General features: G+C 73.4%; 15 protein-coding genes. 8 read left to right on the top strand and 7 right to left on the bottom strand.

Features of this window, described 5'->3' with window-relative positions; translation table 11 throughout:
- Positions 1-64: 64 nt before the first annotated feature.
- The 4 genes from ACGF1Z_RS02500 to ACGF1Z_RS02485 all read right to left on the bottom strand — a co-directional run bounded on the left by ACGF1Z_RS02500 (position 65) and on the right by ACGF1Z_RS02485 (position 4,516).
- Positions 65-1,084 (bottom strand): TolB family protein, encoded by a 1,020-nt coding sequence (locus ACGF1Z_RS02500; protein ID WP_392999050.1) that lies wholly within the window; start codon positions 1,082-1,084, stop codon positions 65-67.
- A complete protein-coding gene (locus ACGF1Z_RS02495) occupies positions 1,081-2,415 on the bottom strand; it encodes an MFS transporter (protein WP_392999048.1) in 1,335 nt (444 codons plus the stop codon). The genes ACGF1Z_RS02500 and ACGF1Z_RS02495 overlap by 4 nt, the downstream gene beginning before the upstream one ends.
- 57 nt (positions 2,416-2,472) lie before the next feature.
- Positions 2,473-3,879 (bottom strand): DNRLRE domain-containing protein, encoded by a 1,407-nt coding sequence (locus ACGF1Z_RS02490; RefSeq protein ID WP_392999046.1) that lies wholly within the window; start codon positions 3,877-3,879, stop codon positions 2,473-2,475.
- A 142-nt stretch (positions 3,880-4,021) separates the two neighbouring features.
- On the bottom strand, positions 4,022-4,516 hold the full coding sequence (locus ACGF1Z_RS02485; protein WP_392999044.1) for an Lrp/AsnC family transcriptional regulator: 495 nt from the start codon (positions 4,514-4,516) through the stop codon (positions 4,022-4,024).
- Positions 4,517-4,695: 179 nt separating this feature from the next.
- Here ACGF1Z_RS02485 and ACGF1Z_RS02480 point away from each other — a divergent pair, with 179 nt between their 5' ends.
- From ACGF1Z_RS02480 to ACGF1Z_RS02465, 4 genes are all read left to right on the top strand, one after another.
- On the top strand, positions 4,696-5,715 hold the full coding sequence (locus ACGF1Z_RS02480) for a DMT family transporter (protein WP_392999042.1): 1,020 nt from the start codon (positions 4,696-4,698) through the stop codon (positions 5,713-5,715).
- On the top strand, positions 5,708-6,913 hold the full coding sequence (locus ACGF1Z_RS02475) for an aromatic amino acid transaminase (RefSeq protein ID WP_392999040.1): 1,206 nt from the start codon (positions 5,708-5,710) through the stop codon (positions 6,911-6,913). The genes ACGF1Z_RS02480 and ACGF1Z_RS02475 overlap by 8 nt, the downstream gene beginning before the upstream one ends.
- A gap of 194 nt (positions 6,914-7,107) precedes the next feature.
- Positions 7,108-7,521: a VOC family protein gene (locus ACGF1Z_RS02470; protein ID WP_392999038.1), complete on the top strand. Its 414-nt coding sequence runs from the start codon at positions 7,108-7,110 to the stop codon at positions 7,519-7,521.
- Positions 7,522-7,724: 203 nt separating this feature from the next.
- Entirely contained in the window at positions 7,725-8,477 is a 753-nt protein-coding gene (locus ACGF1Z_RS02465; protein WP_392999036.1) for a D-Ala-D-Ala carboxypeptidase family metallohydrolase, read from the top strand.
- A 73-nt stretch (positions 8,478-8,550) separates the two neighbouring features.
- Here the strand turns inward: ACGF1Z_RS02465 and ACGF1Z_RS02460 are convergent, their stop codons facing one another.
- On the bottom strand, positions 8,551-9,474 hold the full coding sequence (locus ACGF1Z_RS02460; RefSeq protein ID WP_392999034.1) for an NADP-dependent oxidoreductase: 924 nt from the start codon (positions 9,472-9,474) through the stop codon (positions 8,551-8,553).
- A 130-nt stretch (positions 9,475-9,604) separates the two neighbouring features.
- Between ACGF1Z_RS02460 and ACGF1Z_RS02455 the strand changes: the two genes are divergently transcribed.
- The 4 genes from ACGF1Z_RS02455 (at position 9,605) to ACGF1Z_RS02440 (ending at position 15,098) form a co-directional block, all read left to right on the top strand.
- A complete protein-coding gene (locus tag ACGF1Z_RS02455; protein WP_392999032.1) occupies positions 9,605-10,642 on the top strand; it encodes a GlxA family transcriptional regulator in 1,038 nt (345 codons plus the stop codon).
- Positions 10,643-11,025: 383 nt separating this feature from the next.
- A complete protein-coding gene (locus tag ACGF1Z_RS02450) occupies positions 11,026-12,468 on the top strand; it encodes a lamin tail domain-containing protein (RefSeq protein ID WP_392999030.1) in 1,443 nt (480 codons plus the stop codon).
- A gap of 226 nt (positions 12,469-12,694) precedes the next feature.
- Positions 12,695-13,372: a macro domain-containing protein gene (locus tag ACGF1Z_RS02445; RefSeq protein ID WP_392999028.1), complete on the top strand. Its 678-nt coding sequence runs from the start codon at positions 12,695-12,697 to the stop codon at positions 13,370-13,372.
- 70 nt (positions 13,373-13,442) lie between these two features.
- On the top strand, positions 13,443-15,098 hold the full coding sequence (locus ACGF1Z_RS02440; RefSeq protein ID WP_392999026.1) for an ADP-ribosyltransferase domain-containing protein: 1,656 nt from the start codon (positions 13,443-13,445) through the stop codon (positions 15,096-15,098).
- 71 nt (positions 15,099-15,169) lie between these two features.
- Here ACGF1Z_RS02440 and ACGF1Z_RS02435 read toward each other — a convergent pair whose 3' ends face one another.
- The gene (locus ACGF1Z_RS02435) at positions 15,170-15,691 is read right to left on the bottom strand and encodes an SMI1/KNR4 family protein (protein WP_392999024.1); all 522 of its coding nucleotides are present in this window, start codon (positions 15,689-15,691) and stop codon (positions 15,170-15,172) included.
- Positions 15,692-16,075: 384 nt separating this feature from the next.
- Positions 16,076-16,864, bottom strand: coding sequence for a crotonase/enoyl-CoA hydratase family protein (locus tag ACGF1Z_RS02430; RefSeq protein ID WP_392999022.1), 789 nt, complete (start codon positions 16,862-16,864; stop codon positions 16,076-16,078).
- Positions 16,865-16,934: the final 70 nt, after the last annotated feature.

Raw genomic sequence — 16,934 nt, 5'->3', positions numbered from 1 at the left:
ACCCCGGCCGCACGCTCCTGCGGACCACGGGCGCCTCGCCCGCGGTGGGCCTCCGCGGCCGGCCTCAGACCGCCGGCAGGACGGCCGGCGAGTCGGCGCCGGGGACCAGGAGGCGCGGGCTGCCCGAGCCGTCCGCCGGGACCGTCCACACGTCGTCGGTGCCGTCCGGGCGCTGGAGGGCGTAGGCGACAGTGCTGTCGTCGAGCCAGGCCGCCTGGTCGTCCACGTTCCGGGTCTCCGCCAGCGGCGTGCGGCGCAGGGTCGCGAGGTCGAGGACGGACACCTGCCAGCCCCTGGCCGGGTCGGCGCCGACGGCCTGCTTGAAGGCGATCCGCCGGCCGTCGGGGGAGAGCGACGGGCACTCGACGTCGTCCGCGAGGGTGCGCAGGGTCCTGGCCGCGATGTCCCCCTCGACCAGCGAACGGGTCCCGGCGCTGGACACCGTCGCGTAGAAGCGGTTGTCGTCGGCCGCGAACGTCACCCCCCAGACGTTGACGTCCGCCGCCCGGTGGCGGCGGCCGTCCCGGAGGACCGCGAAGTCCTCCAGGGAGCCGATGACCCGGCCGGTGCGCGTGTCCAGGATCCCGGTCCGGGTGGAGAAGCCGCCGCCGGCGTACGAGTCCCCGCCGACGAACAGCGTCCAGGCGACCAGACGCCCGTCGGCGGACACCCGGGTGCGGTTGGGCAGTCCGGTGAGCGCGACGGTGTGCCGGGTCCTCAGCTCCTCGTCGAGGACGAGGAGCCGGGGGCCGCTGAGGGCCCCGGCCGGCGTCAGACAGGCGGTGGTGCCGCCCGCCGTGTACGCGCGGTCGCAGCGGGTCGACGTGACGGTGCGCGGGCCGGACGGGTCGTCCAGCGGCACCGTGGACAGCAGCCCGTTGCTGAGCACCCGAAGCCGGGCGCCCGGCCGGCCGGCGAGCACCGGGGAGGCCGCGGCCGGTGTGCGGTCGTTCACCGAGGGCGCGGACGACGCGTTCTGCCGGGCACGGACGACGGTGGCGGCCGCCAGGGCCGTCAGCAGGACGGCGGCGAGCACGGTGACGAGGATCTTCCCCCGCTGGGTGGGGGCGTTCAACGCCTTCATGAGGAGGAGCCGGGCCTTTCGTCCGGGGCAGGGGAGCCTTGGGCGGTGGGGGAGCTGCCGGTGGCGGGGGAGCGCTCGGGGGTCCGGCGGGCCGATGGAGCGAGGAGCAGGGCCGTCGCCGTTCCGGTGACGACCACCGCCACCGCCGCCCCCCGGCTCGCCGCCGCCGCTCCCCAGGCCTGCCACGCGAGACCGAAGAGCACGGACGAGCCGAGGTAGGCCAGTGCCTGGCCGCTCTGGATCAGGGCGATGCCGGTGGTCCGCAGGCGCTCGGGCAGGACGGGCCCCGCGAGGGCCATCAGGACGCCCTCGGTGGAGGCGTAGAACAGGCCGTAGAGGAACAGCACCGTGACGAGGAGCGCCGGACCGTCGAGCGGGCCGTGCAGCAGGAGGTAGACCAGGGCGAGGACGCCGTAGCCGCCCAGCATCACCGGCAGGCGTCCGACGCGGTCGGCCAGGGCCCCGAGCGGGGCCGCCAGCAGGAGGTAGGACAGGCTCGTGCCGACGGCGAGGAGTGGGAACCAGCCGACGGACAGGGACTCGCGCCGCTGGAGCAGCAGGTACACGAAGCCGTCGCCGACGGTGGCGAGTCCCAGCAGGCCGGCGGCGCACACCAGCCGCCGCACCGGGGCCGTACGCACCAGCCGGCCCACGGCGCGCGGCGAGACGGTGCCCGCGGGCGGCCGGGCCTCCCTGCGGTCCCGGACGAAGAGGAACAGCACCAGTACGCCCAGGGCCGCGATGCAGAAGCTGGTGACGAAGACGGCCTCGAAGGACTGCCCGGCGGCCGTGAGCACGGCGAGGGCCACGAGAGGGCCGGCGAAGGCCCCGATGCTGTCCATCGCCCGGTGCACGCCGAAGGCCCGGCCGAGCGCGTGCTCGGGGGTGGAGAGGGTGATGAGGGCGTCGCGGGGAGCGGTGCGCAGGCCCTTGCCCGCCCGGTCCGCGGTCAGCACGATGCCGAGCGACGTCACGGAGCCGCCCGCGGCCACCAGGCCGAGCTTGGCGAGGGCCGACAGGCCGTAGCCCGCCCCGGCGACCGCCTTGCGCCGGCTGACCCGGTCGGCCAGATAGCCGCCGACGACCCTGAGCAGGGCCGTGGCCCCGGTGTTGAGACCGTCGAGGGCGCCGTACGCGACGGGGCTGAGCTGCAGTCCGAGGACGAGGTACAGCGGCAGCACCGCGGTGACCATCTCGGCGGAGACGTCGGTGACCAGGCTGACGGTGCCGAGTGCGAGGACGTTGCCGCCGATCACCGTCCAGCGGCCGCGCGGTCCGGGCACCGGGGAGTCGGTCGGCAGTCGCCTCCTGCCGATCGTGGAGAGATACACGGGGGTGACGACCTCCGGGTGTGGGGGTGGGCCGGCGTCCGGGCCGGGCGGACGGGGTCAGTGGCAGGTGCCCGTGCCGCTGTCGTTGTAGGTCTTGCCCGCCTGCGGCACGAACTGCCAGTCGTAGCTGTTCGCGTGCAGGGTGAGCTTCAGGACGCCGAAGGTGTCGTTGTTGCGGGCCTCGCTGTTGGGCTGGATGGTGCCGAAGCCGTAGAGGTCCGCGCCGCCCATGCCGGCGACGAACTGCCGCAGACCGCGCGCGGTGTCGAGCCGGCCGCTCGGGTCCTGCGGCGCGAAGCGCTCGTACTGGTGGTTGTGGCCGGTCAGGATGACCTCGGCGTTGTAGTCGTACAGCGCCTGGACCAGCGGACCCGTCGCGGGCTCGGGGGCGTGGCTGGAGCTGGACGTCCAGCGCGGCTTGTGCCAGTACGCCACCGTGCACGGCTTGTCGCTGGCGGCGAGGTCGGCGCGCAGCCACTTCTCCTGGGCCGACCCGACGCCCATGGAGGTCTCGGAGTTCAGCGAGACCACGTGCCAGTCGCCGAGGTCGTAGGAGTAGTAACCCCGACCCGCCGGACCCGCGTTGGCGCCGAAGTAGGAGTAGTACGCGGACGCGCCGGAGGTGTTGTAGTCGTGGTTGCCCGGCGCGGGCCTGGTGCGCGCCTTGTGGCGGCCCCAGGTCGGCTCGTAGTAGGTGGAGAAGTCCGAGGCGGTGCCGTTCGGGTAGGCGTTGTCGCCGACCGTGAAGACCGTGCCGGGGATGGCGTCGAGCAGGTTCGCGGTCGCGGTGTCGCCGGAGCCCGAGGTGGCGATGTCGCCCGCGCCGACGAACACCGGGTCACCGCCCGGCGGCGGGGTGGTGGAGGTGCTCGGGGTCGGGGTGGGCGTGCTGCCCGTCTCGATCACCAACTGCGGCGCGGTGGCGCCGGATTCCCGTGCGTCGTAGTCGGCGCCGTTGGTGCTCGACGACGTCACGCCGATGGAGAAGGTGCCGTTGCCCTTCACGTACGAGGTCACGTCGACCTCGTACCAGGTGTTGCGGGCCACGGAGCCGAGGGTGCCGAGCGTGGCCCCGTCGATGGGGGGCCGGCCGGCGTAGGTGACCGCCGTCTCGGACCACGTGGTGCTGGACATGGCGCGGAACGTGCCGCCGTTGCCGCTCTCCGCGCCGGCCACGTCGTCGACGTGGATCCGGAGCTTCGCGCCGGTCACCGGCTGCGTGAGCCCGGTGACGTCGAAGCGCAGGAACATCTGCTTGACCGGGCTGTCGTCCACGCCGAGTTGCTGCGAGGCGCCGTAGTTCGTGGTGGTGTTCTGGCTGTCGACGTACGTGTCGGCGGACGCGGTGAACGTGGTGCCCGCCGCGGCGGCGGTGGGCGCGAGGCCGGTCAGGGCCGTGGCGGCCAGGGTTCCGGTGGCGAGAACGCCGACGAGGGCCACCAGGGTGACCTTCCGACTGAGCATGCCAAACCTTTCGATCGCAGGACGAGGGCGATCGGAAGGTAGGGCGCGCGCGAGGATACCCGGTGTTGCGGTGGAGTTGACCCGGTTGCGGTTGGGTGAACCGCGGAAGTCGGGGGCCGTTCCGCGGTCCGGACGGGCGCCCTCAGCGTGCGGCGCCGCCCGCGCCTGACCGCGACGGGACGCCCGGGCGCGGGTAGACCCGCGACTGCTTCACGCTGCCGAAGGCGAAGCTGGACTCGATCGAGGCGATGCCCGGGATCGCGTGGATCCGCGTGCGGACGAGCGCCTCGTAGGCCTCCAGGCTCTCGATGACGACCCGGAGGAGGTAGTCGCTGCTGCCGGCCATCAGATAGCAGTCCTGGATGTGGTCGATGAGTCCGACGTGCTGCTCGAAGACGTTGACCGCCTCGGCGGTGTGGCGTTCCAGGCGGATCCGTACGAAGACGGTGATCGGCAGGCCGAAGGCGACCTGGTCGACGGTGGCCGTGTAGCCGCCGATCAGACCCTGTTCCTCCAGCCGGCGCACCCGGCGCAGGCAGGGGGACGGGGACAGGCTGATCCGGTCGGCGAGGTCCTGGTTCGACAGGCGGCCGTCCGCCTGCAGCTCGTGGATGATCCGGAAATCCACGGCGTCCATCGGCTCTCCCGGTCGTTCTCGGCGATTCTTGGCAGATTCTGCCCCCACGCTAGAGCGGGAGGGCATAACTGGCAATCGGCTGCCCCGGAGAAAGCTCTAGCGTTGCTTCCCGGGGGCACAACCGCATACCGGTTCCGCCCCGACGCCTTCGGGACGGTTCGAGCGGGAGGAATGGCGCGGTGGCCGCAACGCAATCGGTGGGGGCGCGAACGGTGGGGACACCGGACACGCGCATACCGCCCGCAGTCGGGCGCGACGAGGCGCGCGCGCCCGGCACCTCCGGAGCGGGGCCGCTCGGCCGGCTCTCCCCGCAGGCCGTCGGCATGGTCGCGCTGGTGCTCACCGTGGGCATCTGGGCCGCGTTCGCGCTCAGCGCCCGCGCCCTGAGCGCCTCGACGCTGCTGCCGGCCGACGCCGCGCTGCTGCGGTTCGGAGTGCCCCTCGTGGTCCTGGCCCCCGCCCTGTGGCGGCGCAGGCGCCGGCTGGCCGCGGTCCGGTTCGGCCCCGCTGCCAAGATCGTCTGCGGTGCCGGGGTCCCCTTCTTCCTCGCCGCCATGTACGGCGGCTCCCTGACCTCGGCGGCCTTCGTCGGGGCGATCGTGCCCGGCATGGTCCCGCTCTTCGTCTCCGCCCTCGTGGTCGCGGGCGGCAAGAGCGCACCGCGGGGCACGCAGGCGGCGGGCCTGGCCCTCATCGTGGCCGGCGTCGTGGCCCTGGTGTGGCGCTACACCGCCGCCCTGGACGCGGACGTCCTGCTCGGCACCGGAACGCTGCTCGTCGCCAGCGGCCTGTGGGCCCTCTACACCGTGGGCCTGCGGGAAGTGGACCTCGACCCCGTCGGGTCCATCGGACTGCTCTGCCTGCCCTCCTTCGCCGTCATCGCCCTCCTCGCCCTCACCGGCGTCCTGCCCACCGGCCTCGCCCACGCGGCCGGCGCCGACATCGCGCTCTTCCTCGTCGTCCAGGGGCTCGGCGTCGGCCTGTGCGCCGGGCTGCTGTACGCCTTCGCCATCCGCCGGCTCGGCCCGGAGCGCAGCTCCGTCGTCGGCAGCCTCAGCCCGGTCGCCGTCGTCCTGCTCGCCGTGCCCCTGCTGGACGAGTCCCCGACCCTGCCCGTCCTGATCGGCGTCCCCCTCATCACCCTCGGTGTCGCCCTCGCCAACCGACGCTCCCGGAAGAAGGTGCCCTCCGATGCTTGAGCTGCTGCCCGTCCCGCCCGCCGACCCGCTGTGGGACCTCACCGCCGAGTACGCGGCCGACCCGCGCCCCGAGCGCCTCGATCTCGTCCTCGGCGTCTACCGCGACCAGACCGGGGTCACCCCCGTCATGGCGGCGGTCAGGGAGGCCGAGATCCGCCTGGCGGAACGCTCGGGCTCCAAGGAGTACCTCGGTCTGTCGGGCAACGCCGCCTTCAACCGCGCCATGCTCGCCACCGTCCTCGGCACCGGGACCCTCACCGAGCGCGCGACGGCCGTCCAGACCGTCGCGGGCACCGGCGCCCTGCGCCTCCTCGCCGATCTCGTACGGCAGACCCGCCCCGGCACCACGGTGTGGATCAGCGACCCCGCGTACGTCAACCACCGCCCCATCCTCGAAGGCGCGGGCCTCACCGTCCGCACGTACCGGTGGCTCGACCCGGCCGCGCCGTCCGACCCGACGGGCATGCTGGAGGACCTCGGCCGGGCGGAACCCGGCGACGTCGTCCTGCTGCAGGGCTGCTGCCACAACCCGACCGGCGCGGATCCCTCCTCCGCGACCTGGGAGGAGCTGGCCGGACTCGCCGCGACGAACGGCTGGGTCCCCTTCGTCGACCTCGCCTACCACGGCCTCGGCGACGGTCTCGACGCCGACCTGCGCCCCACCCGGATGCTGGCCGAACGCCTCCCCGAGGTGCTGATCGCCGTCAGCTGCTCCAAGAACTTCGGCCTCTACCGCGACCGCACCGGGTGCGCCGTCGTGGTCGGCTCCTCGACGCGCGCCCTCCGGCACGTCGAGACCGCCCTGCAGAACGCCGCGCGCACCCTCTACTCGATGCCGCCGGACCACGGCGCCGCCGTCGTCGCCACCGTCCTGGACGACGAGGCCCTGCGGGCCGCCTGGCATGCCGAACTCGACGTGATGCGCCACCGGATCACCGCCAACCGGGAGGACCTCGTCGCCCATCTGGGCGCACTCGGCCACGAGCGGGAGGCGCGGGCCCTCGCCGGGCAGAAGGGCATGTTCTCGATGCTGCCCCTCGGGCCGGAGGAGATGCTGCGGATGCGCCGCCGCTCCGGCATCTACGGCACGACCGCGGGACGCATCAACATCGCGGGCGTCCCCGCCCACCGGATCCCGTTCCTGGCGCAGGGCATCGCCGACGCCCTGCGGACGCCGACCGCCGCGGAGACCGTCTGACGCGGGGACGCGCCGCCGCCCGGACGCACCACCGCGCCGTGGTGCCTCCGGGCCGGGGCCGGGCGAGGAGCGCGCGAGGACGGGATCCGGGTGAAGGACCAGACGGGCGACCGGAAGCCTCAGATCATCAGATTCCGGTCATCACGCCCGTAGGCTGCCGCCCGTACCGGTCCGTCCTTCCGAAGGAGCACCCCTTGGCATCGCGTCTCAACCCGTACATCAGCTTCTCCGGTGACGCGCGACAGGCGCTGGAGTTCTACCAGACCGTCCTGGGCGGCACGCTGAACGTGAGCACGTTCGGCGAGTTCGGCTCCGAGGCCCCGCCCGGGTACGAGGACAAGGTCATGCACGGCATGCTGGAGAGCCCCAGCGGCTACACGCTGATGGGCGCGGACACGCCGCCCGGTATGGAGCACAGGCCCGGGACCAACTTCTCGGTGAGCCTGAGCGGCGACGACGGGGACGAGCTGCGCGGCTACTGGGAGAAGCTGTCCGAGGGCGGCACCGTCGCCGTTCCGCTGGAGAAGCAGATGTGGGGCGACGTGTTCGGGATGTGCGTCGACAGGTTCGGCATCACGTGGATGGTCAACATCACCGAACAGGGCTGAGCCGTCCGGCGGCGCGCGGGCGGCCGGGTGCCGCCGGGCGCGCCGCCGCCGACGCGCCTCTGGACGAACCCGACCCGGGTCCGCCCGGGCCGGCCGAGGGCGTCCGGTCACGCGTGGTTGACGCGCGTCGACCCGGACGGCCAACCTTCGGGGGCGGCCCCACGTCGCGGTCCGCACCAGGCTCGTTCGGTGATGGAGGTTCGATGACCGGATCCACCGCTCAGTCCCGGCCCGTACGCCTGCTTCTCTCGCTTGTCATGTTCGTGTCATCCGTGGTGCTCGGGATGGTGGCGACCACCGGCACCGCGCACGCCGACGGCTGCTACACCTGGTCGCGCACCCTCTCCCAGGGAGTGACCGGCGCCGACGTGACCGCCTTGCAGATCCGTGTGGCCGGATATCCCGGCTACGGCAGCGTGCTCGACATCGACGGCTCGTACGGCCCCGCCACCGCCGCGGCCGTCAAGCGCTTCCAGTCCGCCTACGGGCTCGCCGCCGACGGCGTCGCCGGCCCCGCGACCTTCAGCAGCATCTACGCCCTCCAGGACGACGACTGCACCCCGGCGCACTTCTCCTACGCCGAGCTCAACGACTGCAACTCCACCTGGGAGGGCGGTGCCGTCGGCGCGGCCACGGCCAAGGCCAACGCCCTGCGCACCATGTGGAAGCTGGAGGCCCTGCGGCACGCCCTGGGGGACCGGCCCGTCACCGTCACCAGCGGATTCCGCAGCCACGCCTGCAACGACGCCGTCGGCGGGGCCGCGTCCAGCAGGCACCTCTACGGCGACGCGGCCGACCTGGGCGCCGGACCGCACACGCTGTGCACACTCGCCCAGCAGGCCCGTCACCACGGCTTCCCCGGCATCCTCGGGCCCGGCTACCCCGGGCACGGCGACCACACCCACGTCGACCACCGCGCCACCCGCTTCTGGTCCGCGTCCGGCTGCGGGATCTGATCCGGCCCCCTCGTCGCGCGCCCCGGACCGTCGGCAGCCGACGGTCCGGGGCGCGCGGATCGCGGGTCAGGGATCAGGCCACCGTCAGGACGATCTTGCCGGTCGTGCGGCCCCGCTCGCCGATCTCGTGCGCCTTCGCCGCCTCGGCGAGCGGCAGCACGGTGTCGACCACCGGGCGCAGCGCGCCCCGGTCCACGAGCGCGGCGATCTCGCGCAGGCCCAGGTGGTCGGGCTCGACGAGCACCCACAGGGCCCGCACCTCGTCGTGCGCCTCGGGCACGTCGTCCGGACCCGGAAGCGTGACCAGCCGGCCACCCGCCCGGAGCACCTTCAGGGAGCGCACGGCCGTCTCGCCGCCGAGGCCGTCCAGGACGACGTCGACATCGGAGACGACGTCCTCGAACCGCTCCTCGCGATAGTCCACCACCTCGTCCGCGCCCAGCTCCCGGACCAGGTCGTGCTTGGCGGCGCTCGCGGTGCCGATGACGTAGGCACCGCGCGCCTTCGCGATCTGCACGGCGAAGTGGCCGACGCCGCCGGCCGCCGCGTGGACCAGCACGCGCTCCCCGGGGCGCACGTCCGCCGCGTCGACCAGGGCCTGCCACGCGGTCAGCGCGGCGAGCGGCAGGGCCGCGGCCTCCACGTGCGACAGCGAGGCCGGCTTGGGGGCGAGGTGCCGGGCCGGGGCCACCACGTACTCGGCGTAGCCGCCCGCCTGCCGCGGGAACAGCGGCATGCCGAAGACCTCGTCACCGGGGCGGAAGATCCCGACGCCCGGACCCACGGCCTCGACCGTGCCGGACACGTCCCAGCCGACGGCCGGCACGTCGCCCCACTCGATGAGCGCCCCACCGGAGCGGGTCTTCCAGTCGACCGGGTTCACCCCGGCCGCGTGCACCCGCACCAGGACCTCGTTCAGGCCCGGCTCCGGCCGCTCCACCTCGCGCTCGACCAGGTTCTCGGGTCCGCCCCACTGCTCCACGACCACCGCGCGCATGTTCTCTCCGCCTCGTTCCGTCTCGATCGGTGTCCCGCCGGAACCCTTCCGGCGGCGACACGGAAGACGATCCGGCAGCCGGGCCCCTCGTGGTGTTGGCCGTTTGGCCATGATGTGACAGGATCTGGCCATGGAGGAGATACGGGACACGCGCACCGACGGTGAACAGGACGGAGCCGAGGCACCCGCTCCGCAGCGCAGGCACCGCGTCGCCGTGCTGGCCCTGCCCGGGGTGCCGCCCTTCGAGCTCGGCATCCCCTCCCGGGTCTTCGGCAGCGCGGAGGACGCCGAGGGCCGGCCCCTGTACGACGTCGTCGTGTGCACCGCCGACGGTGGGCCCGTGCCCAGCGACGCCGGCTTCGTCGTCCAGCCCGCGGCCGGACCGGAGGCCCTCGCCGCCGCCGACACGGTGATCCTGCCGCCCACGCACGCCATGCCCGAGCTCGCCGAGGGCGGCCCGCTGCCGTCCGAGGTCGGCGCGGCGATCGCCGGCATCCGGCCCGGCGCCCGGCTGGTCTCGATCTGCTCCGGCTCGTACGTGCTGGCCGCCGCCGGGCTGCTCGACGGGCGGCCCGCCACCACCCACTGGAATCTCGCCCCCGAGTTCCGCCGCGCCTACCCCAAGGTCAGGGTCGACGAGGAGGTGCTGTTCGTCGACGACGGCGATGTGCTCACCTCCGCCGGCGTGGCCGCCGGCGTCGACCTCTGCCTGCACATGATCCGCCGCGACCACGGCGCCGCGGCCGCCAACCGGGCGGCCCGCATGTGCGTCGTGCCTCCGTGGCGCGACGGAGGGCAGGCCCAGTTCATCGACCGCCCGGTCCCCGAACCCACCCTCGCCAGCACCACCGCCACCCGGGCGTGGGCCCTGGAACACCTCGGCGAACCGCTGCCCCTGGACACGCTCGCCGAGCACGCGCGGATGAGCCTGCGCTCCTTCACGCGCCGCTTCCGCGACGAGGTCGGCATGACCCCGGGACAGTGGCTCACCGCACAACGACTGGAACTGGCCAAGCAGTTGCTGGAGACCACCGACCTCCCCATCGACCTGGTCGCCCACCGCGCGGGCCTCGGCTCCGGCAATTCGCTGCGGTCCCACATGAAGACGGCGTTCGGCATCTCGCCGGCCGCCTACCGCCGGGCCTTCAGCGCCGCCGCCCCGGCGTAGCGGCGGTCCGCGGGCTCCGGTCGGACGACGGATCCGCCGGGCCGTTCGTGGGCGGCGCGGCGCATGCCGCCGCCTCCGGACGCGAAGGCGGCGGCGCGCAGTTGTACGGGTCCCGCGGGGGGAAGGCTCCTGGAGGACGTCCCCGGCCCGCGCGTCCGCCGTCCGGTCGCCGGACCGGACAGGGAGACCGCGTCGTCGGCGAGGGAGGAGCCGGCACCGGCGGATCGCGAGCCCGGCGCTCCCTCGTCCGGCCGGTGCTCGTCGACCTGCCGTTCGACACGCGTTCACACGGCAACCGGACCGATGCCGGCCGCCGTTCGGCATCGACCGGGAACCTCGTCTCGCCCAGCCCCCACTCCTCCCCTCCTCCCAGGACGGACACCGTGCTCGAAGTACGCGCTCCCCGCGGGCGTCGTCGCCTCGCCCCCCTCCGCCGCGCCTCGCTCCGCCTCGCCGTCGCCGGAACCACGATGGCCGCCGCCGCGGCCATGCTCGCTCCCGCCGCCCAGGCCGCCCCGGCGGACGACGTCCGCATCAACGAGGTGGTCACCACCGGCGGCGTCAACGACTCGATCGAGCTGTTCAACAAGGGCACGGCCGCCGTGGACGTCTCCGGCTGGATCCTCAAGGACGACAACAACGGCTCGAAGTTCACCGTGCCGTCCGGCACGACGCTCGCCGCGGGTGCCGTCCGCGCGTTCGACGTCTCGGCGTCGTTCGGACTCGGCTCCAGCGACAAGGCCCGCCTGTACCTGCCGGGCGGCAGTACCCTGGTCGACAGCTTCACCTGGACCAGCCACTCCGCGCCGTCCTGGTCGCGCTGCCCCGACGGCACCGGCGCCTTCGGCCAGGCCTCCCTGACGCTCGGCTCGCCGAACAACTGCGGGACCGGCGGCGGTACGGGCCCGGAGGCCTGGCCCGGCGGCACCTCCGTGGCGACGGCCGACGGCTCCGACGTCTTCGGCTCCGACCTCAGCGGCCTGTACGAGGAGGGCTCCGTGCTGTGGGGCGCCCAGAACTCCGGCAAGCTGTGGCGCCTGGTCCGCGACGGCTCCGGCGGCTGGCGGCCGGACACCGCGAACGGCTGGACGTCCGGCAAGACCCTGCGCTTCCCCGGCGGCAGCGGCGCACCGGACAGCGAGGGCGTCACCCTGACCGCCGCGGGCGCGGCGGGCGGCGCGTACGTCGCGAGCGAGCGCAACGGCGACGCGTCCGGCACCAGCCGCCTGTCCGTCCTGCGCTACGACGTCGCCACCGGCACCGGTAGCACCCTGACCGCCACGAAGGAGTGGAACCTGACCGCCGGGCTGCCCGCCGTCGGCTCCAACGCCGGCTTCGAGGCCATCACCTGGATCCCCGACGCCACGCTCACCGCCGCGGGCTTCACGGACGAGTCGACGGGTGCGGCCTACGACCCGAGTCGCTTCGGCGCGCACGCGGGCGGCGTCTTCCTCGTCGGTGTCGAGGGCACCGGGACGGTGTACGGCTACGTGCTCGAGGACGGTGGCGCCGCCACCCGGGTCGCCACGATCAGCAGCGGCATGTCCGGTGTGATGGAGCTCCAGTGGGAGCCGCAGGCCGCGCGCCTGTGGGCCGTCTGCGACGACACCTGCCACGGCCGGCACACCACCCTGAAGATCGGCACCGGCGGCGGCTTCGTCCAGGCCGCCGTCTACAACCGCCCGGCGGGCATGGCCGATCTGAACAACGAGGGCTTCGCCCTCGCGGCCGCCGACGAGTGTGCCGGCGGAACGAAGCCCGTCTACTGGGCCGACGACAGCAACACGAGCGGCCACGCGATCCGCAAGGGCACCCTCACCTGCTGAACCGGGCGAGCCCGCCCACCCCGCCGGGAGCGAGGGCGTCCGATACGGCGACCGCCGGCGTCGGGCGCCCCTCGGCATGAGCCGGACGACACGGCCCGGACCGGGAGAACCGTCTGTGCCGGGGTGACATGAGGGCACGTCAGCGCCGCTTTCCCCGGGAACCGTTGTCAGTGCTGCCCACTAGCGTCGGGGGTGTTGCAAGAGGCTTCCTGACAGGGGGTACGTGATGGCCGAGGGCTGTGTGGAGACGACGCTCAGGGTGGTTCTGGCGGACGTCAACGAGGGCGTGGTGAAGGCGTGGCGGGCGGCGTTCGCCGACACGCCGGGCATCGAGATCCGCCGGGGCTCGATCCTCGACGAGAACGTGGACGCGTGGGTCACCCCGACGAACGCGGCGGCCCGGATGGACGGCGGGGTCGACGCCGTGATCAAGCGGCATCTCGGGGCGGGCATCCAGCTGCGGGTGCAGCGGGCCGTCCGGGACCGGTTCGCCGGGAGCCTGCCGGTGGGCAGCGCCGTGTGCGTTCCCTCGGGCGCGACGGTCCCCCGGTTCCTGATCTCGACGCCGACGATGGTGGGCTCCTCGCAGAACGTGAGCGAGACGCTGAACGTGGCCATGGCCTGCGCGGCGGCCTTCCAGGCCGTGCACCGGCAGAACCGGCGGGCGCCGGGCAGCATCCGCTCGGTGGCACTGGTCGGCATGGGGGCACAGACCGGCCGGGTGCCGGCCCGGGTCTGCGCCAACCTGATGTGGACCGGCTACACGCTGTTCCACGACCACTGGTTCGAGGACGACGACGAGCTGCGCGCCACGATCACCGCCCAGCTCGCGTGCATCGACCAGGCGCCGGCGACGACCAGGGTGCGGATCATGCCGCCCAAAGGGCATTCCTTTCGCCGCTGACCCCGGCTCCGCCGCGCCCGCCACCGGCCCCCTTCCCCCCTCGGACACGACGACCGGGAGCTCCTCCTCCATGAGCGACGCCAGCACACCGACCACGCCCGCCCCGTCGCAGCCCGACGCGGCCGACCCGCTGGGCCTGACCGGCCTGTTCACCGGCGGCGGCGAGCCCTGGCTCCCCGTCCTCCAGCCCGTCATCGAGGCACGGCCGGGTGCCGCCGAGTTCATCGGCCCGGGCCGCAGCCCCCAGGTCGTCCCGGTCCGGGAGCTGACCTTCCAGGCGCTCAAGCCCAACCCGCCGCACAAGTGGAAGGTCGTCGCCTTCGGGCAGAACCCCTATCCGCGGCCGGAGAGCGCCACCGGCATCGCGATGTTCGACAACACGTTCAACGACTGGAAGGACAGCCAGTTCGGACGGGTCGTCAGCATCCGCTGCCTCATCAAGGCGGCGGCCATGTGGAAGTACGGCATCGACAGGAAGACGCCCGTCGGCGAGGTCCGCGCCCTGCTGAAGGAACGGGAGACGGTCCAGCCGCCCGAGTGGTTCCAGGCGATGCTCACCCAGGGCGTGCTGCTCCTCAACGCCTCGCTGACCGCCAGCGCCGACGGCGCCGTGGCGACCGACCAGCACACCGCCTTCTGGCGCCCGGTGGCCGAGCGGATCGTCGAGGAGATCCTCCGGGCGAAGCAGGAGGCGGCGGACAAGGAGGACCGCGGGGTCGTCTTCGCCTGGTGGGGCGCCCACGCCCGCGCCCTGAAGCGGACCGTCCTGCGTCTGCAGAAGAAGTACCCGGGAGTCGAGGTCCGGCACATCGACCACGCCAACCCGGCGGCGCAGGGCGATCTCTTCTGCGAGGGCGACCACTTCACCACGGTCAACGACGCCCTGCTGTCGCTCGGCGCCGACCCGGTCGACTGGCTGCCGAGCAAGGGCTGGAACGAGCCGTCCGCCGGTGCCGGCGGGTCGGGTGCCGGCAAGGGAGGCCCGGACGCCGACGTCGCCGCGCGCATGGGCGCCTTCATCGCCTCCACGATGGAGCTGCACCAGCTCTACCTGGAGCGGCTCACCAGCGTCCAGGACGAGGGCCATGTCCTGCCCCCGGTGACCGGCGTGTTCGACACCCCGCTGATGCCCTTCGAGGACGCAGTCGCCCCGGTGACCGGCACGCTGTCCGGGCTCGGCCGGCACATCGACCGCTCACGCGAGTTCGGCAAGCGGCGGGCGGACGAGCCCACCGGGGGAGGGCTCTCGGCCGACGCCATCGCCGCGCTCTTCCTCTACACCTGCGAGTCGGGCTTCTACCGGACCATCAACGCCGTGCTGCGTTCCCCGGACCGCAGCCGTGTCGTCCCCTACCTGCCGTATCTGCGCCTGCTGTGCTCGGCCGTCTCCGGACTCCCCGCCCAGAACCGGCCGCTGTGGCGCGGTGTCGGCCTGGACCTGCGCCGGCAGTACCCCGTCGGCGGGACGGTGACCTGGTGGGGTGTCTCCTCATGCACCTCCGAGCTGAGCGTCGCCCGGTCCTTCCTCGGCAGCCGTGGCAAGCGGACGCTGTTCGAGGTGACCCCCGCGCGCGCGGTGGGGATCCGCAGCTTCTCCGCGTTCACCGGGGAGGAGGAGTACATCCTCGCCCCGGGCACCCAACTGGAGGTCACGGACGTCACGACCGAGCGAGGCGGCTTGTGCACGGTCAAACTGACCGAGCTGGACGCCCGGCTCGTGTCCTGACCGCACGTGGAAGCGACGGTGCCCCCGGCCACCAGGGCCGGGGCACGACCGCGTTCGCTCTGCCGGCAGGATCAGGAGAGCACCTCGTACGACGGTCCGTCAGGCGCGCGGTCGCGCGCGCACAACGTCACGTCCCTGCCCTTGAGATAGGCGAGCAGCCACTCGCCGAACGTCATCTCGTAGAGGGTCCACGCCGGGCTGTCCATCTCCTGGACCACGACCCGCCAGGGCGACGAGGCGTCGTCGGGAACACGAAGGAAGATCCATTCCCCCGTCACCGCCGACGCCACCGGCATCAGCCCGCCGGGGTCCGCCCCTACCGGACCAGGCAGCAGCTCCGCCATGTCCTCCTCGCGCCAGAGATCGAGATCGCCCCTGACGGTCCTGCCCAGACTGTGCAGAAGGTGTCCGGCCGGGTGCTCCAGGTACAACTGCCCGTTGATCGTGACCGAACCGTAGGCGTCCACGATCTCACGGAAGTCCGGCGGGAACTCGATGCCGAACTCCTGCTGCAGTTCGTTCCACGGAGTCGGATCCGACCAGTTGAACCTGGGCTCACCCAGCAAGGCCTGGATCTGCGAGAGCGTTGCCACTACTGGTCCCTCCTAGCACGTCGAGCCTATGCCGCTCTGGGAGTTGATGGCGGTGCACGAGAACGTTCCCGCGATGTCCCCGTTAGGCGCGTACGCGGTCGTTCCCACCTGAACGAGAGTGGGAACGGCCGGATGGGGATCACCTTAGACGGGCACGACCGACATGATCAGCCTGTTGTCACCGGTCAGATGCTTCCACCCGAAGGCCTCCACCCTGCCGGCCATCCTCGGGCAGCGCGCTGACGTCCGGGACACTCCGGTACGGCGCACCGCGCCGACCGGCGCCGGCTCCGCGCCGCCGGTGCAGGGGCGTACCCGCGACCGCTCCCAGGACCACCCCGACCGACCCCGGGAGTGTGCCCCCGGCCCGTTCCCCCGGGCCGGTCAATCGCCGAACGAGCCGTGCCTGCCCTCTCCCGCGGTGAAGCGCGCCGCTCCCGCCAGGGTCTCGCCGGTCGACAGGGGCACCATGCCGTGCCGCAGCTCGCCCGCCAGGGCCTCGGCCTCGGGCAGCCCGTGCTGCTCCCGCACGGACATCCGGTCGTGACGCAGGCACTGCTGGGGGAAGGCCGCGATCTCCCGGGCGAGCTCCTCCGCCGCCGCCCGCGCCCGGCCCGGCGGAACGAGGCGGTTGGCGAGGCCCATCGCGTACGCCTCGGCCGCAGGCACGGCCCGGCCGGTGAGCACGAGATCCATGGCACGGCTCTCGCCGATCAGCCGCGGGAGCCGAACGGTGCCGCCGTCGATCAGCGGAACGCCCCAACGGCGGCAGAACACCCCGAAGACCGCGTCCTCCTCGGCTACGCGCAGGTCGCACCAGAGGGCCAGTTCGAGCCCGCCCGCCACGGCGTGCCCGGCGACCGCGGCGATGACCGGCTTGGTGAGCCGCAAGCGGGTCGGCCCCATCGGTCCGTCGCCGTCGGGCGCCACCCGATTGCCGTGATCGGTGCCGACGGCCTTGAGGTCGGCGCCCGCGCAGAAGGTCCCGCCCTCGCCCCACAGCACGGCGACCGAGGCGTCCGGGTCCCGCTCGAAGGCCCGGAAGGCGTCGGCCAGGCGGCGTGCCGTGGGCCCGTCCACGGCGTTGCGGGCGGAGGGCCGGGACAGCACCACGGTCGTCACGGGCCCGTCGCGTTCGACACGGACGCCGGATGCCGGCGAGTCATCGGTCATGGGCGCATTCTGCCGGGGCCGTGACCACCGGGCCAGGCCCGCGCGGGCGTCCCGGAGGCGTTCGCCCGGA

The organism is Streptomyces sp. NPDC048018, from assembly GCF_043202995.1.
GTDB lineage: Bacteria > Actinomycetota > Actinomycetes > Streptomycetales > Streptomycetaceae > Streptomyces.
This window is presented reverse-complemented; position numbering and strand designations above follow the sequence as displayed.

What these genes read in the sequence shown, in the direction of transcription:
- ACGF1Z_RS02500 (WP_392999050.1), bottom strand. Translation starts at nt 1,084, where the DNA reads ATGAAGGCGTTGAACGCCCCCACCCAGCGGGGGAAGATCCTCGTCACC.
- ACGF1Z_RS02490 (WP_392999046.1), bottom strand. Translation starts at nt 3,879, where the DNA reads ATGCTCAGTCGGAAGGTCACCCTGGTGGCCCTCGTCGGCGTTCTCGCC.
- ACGF1Z_RS02485 (WP_392999044.1), bottom strand. Translation starts at nt 4,516, where the DNA reads ATGGACGCCGTGGATTTCCGGATCATCCACGAGCTGCAGGCGGACGGC.
- ACGF1Z_RS02475 (WP_392999040.1), top strand. Translation starts at nt 5,708, where the DNA reads ATGCTTGAGCTGCTGCCCGTCCCGCCCGCCGACCCGCTGTGGGACCTC.
- ACGF1Z_RS02465 (WP_392999036.1), top strand. Translation starts at nt 7,725, where the DNA reads ATGACCGGATCCACCGCTCAGTCCCGGCCCGTACGCCTGCTTCTCTCG.
- ACGF1Z_RS02460 (WP_392999034.1), bottom strand. Translation starts at nt 9,474, where the DNA reads ATGCGCGCGGTGGTCGTGGAGCAGTGGGGCGGACCCGAGAACCTGGTC.
- ACGF1Z_RS02455 (WP_392999032.1), top strand. Translation starts at nt 9,605, where the DNA reads ATGGAGGAGATACGGGACACGCGCACCGACGGTGAACAGGACGGAGCC.
- ACGF1Z_RS02445 (WP_392999028.1), top strand. Translation starts at nt 12,695, where the DNA reads ATGGCCGAGGGCTGTGTGGAGACGACGCTCAGGGTGGTTCTGGCGGAC.
- ACGF1Z_RS02440 (WP_392999026.1), top strand. Translation starts at nt 13,443, where the DNA reads ATGAGCGACGCCAGCACACCGACCACGCCCGCCCCGTCGCAGCCCGAC.
- ACGF1Z_RS02430 (WP_392999022.1), bottom strand. Translation starts at nt 16,864, where the DNA reads ATGACCGATGACTCGCCGGCATCCGGCGTCCGTGTCGAACGCGACGGG.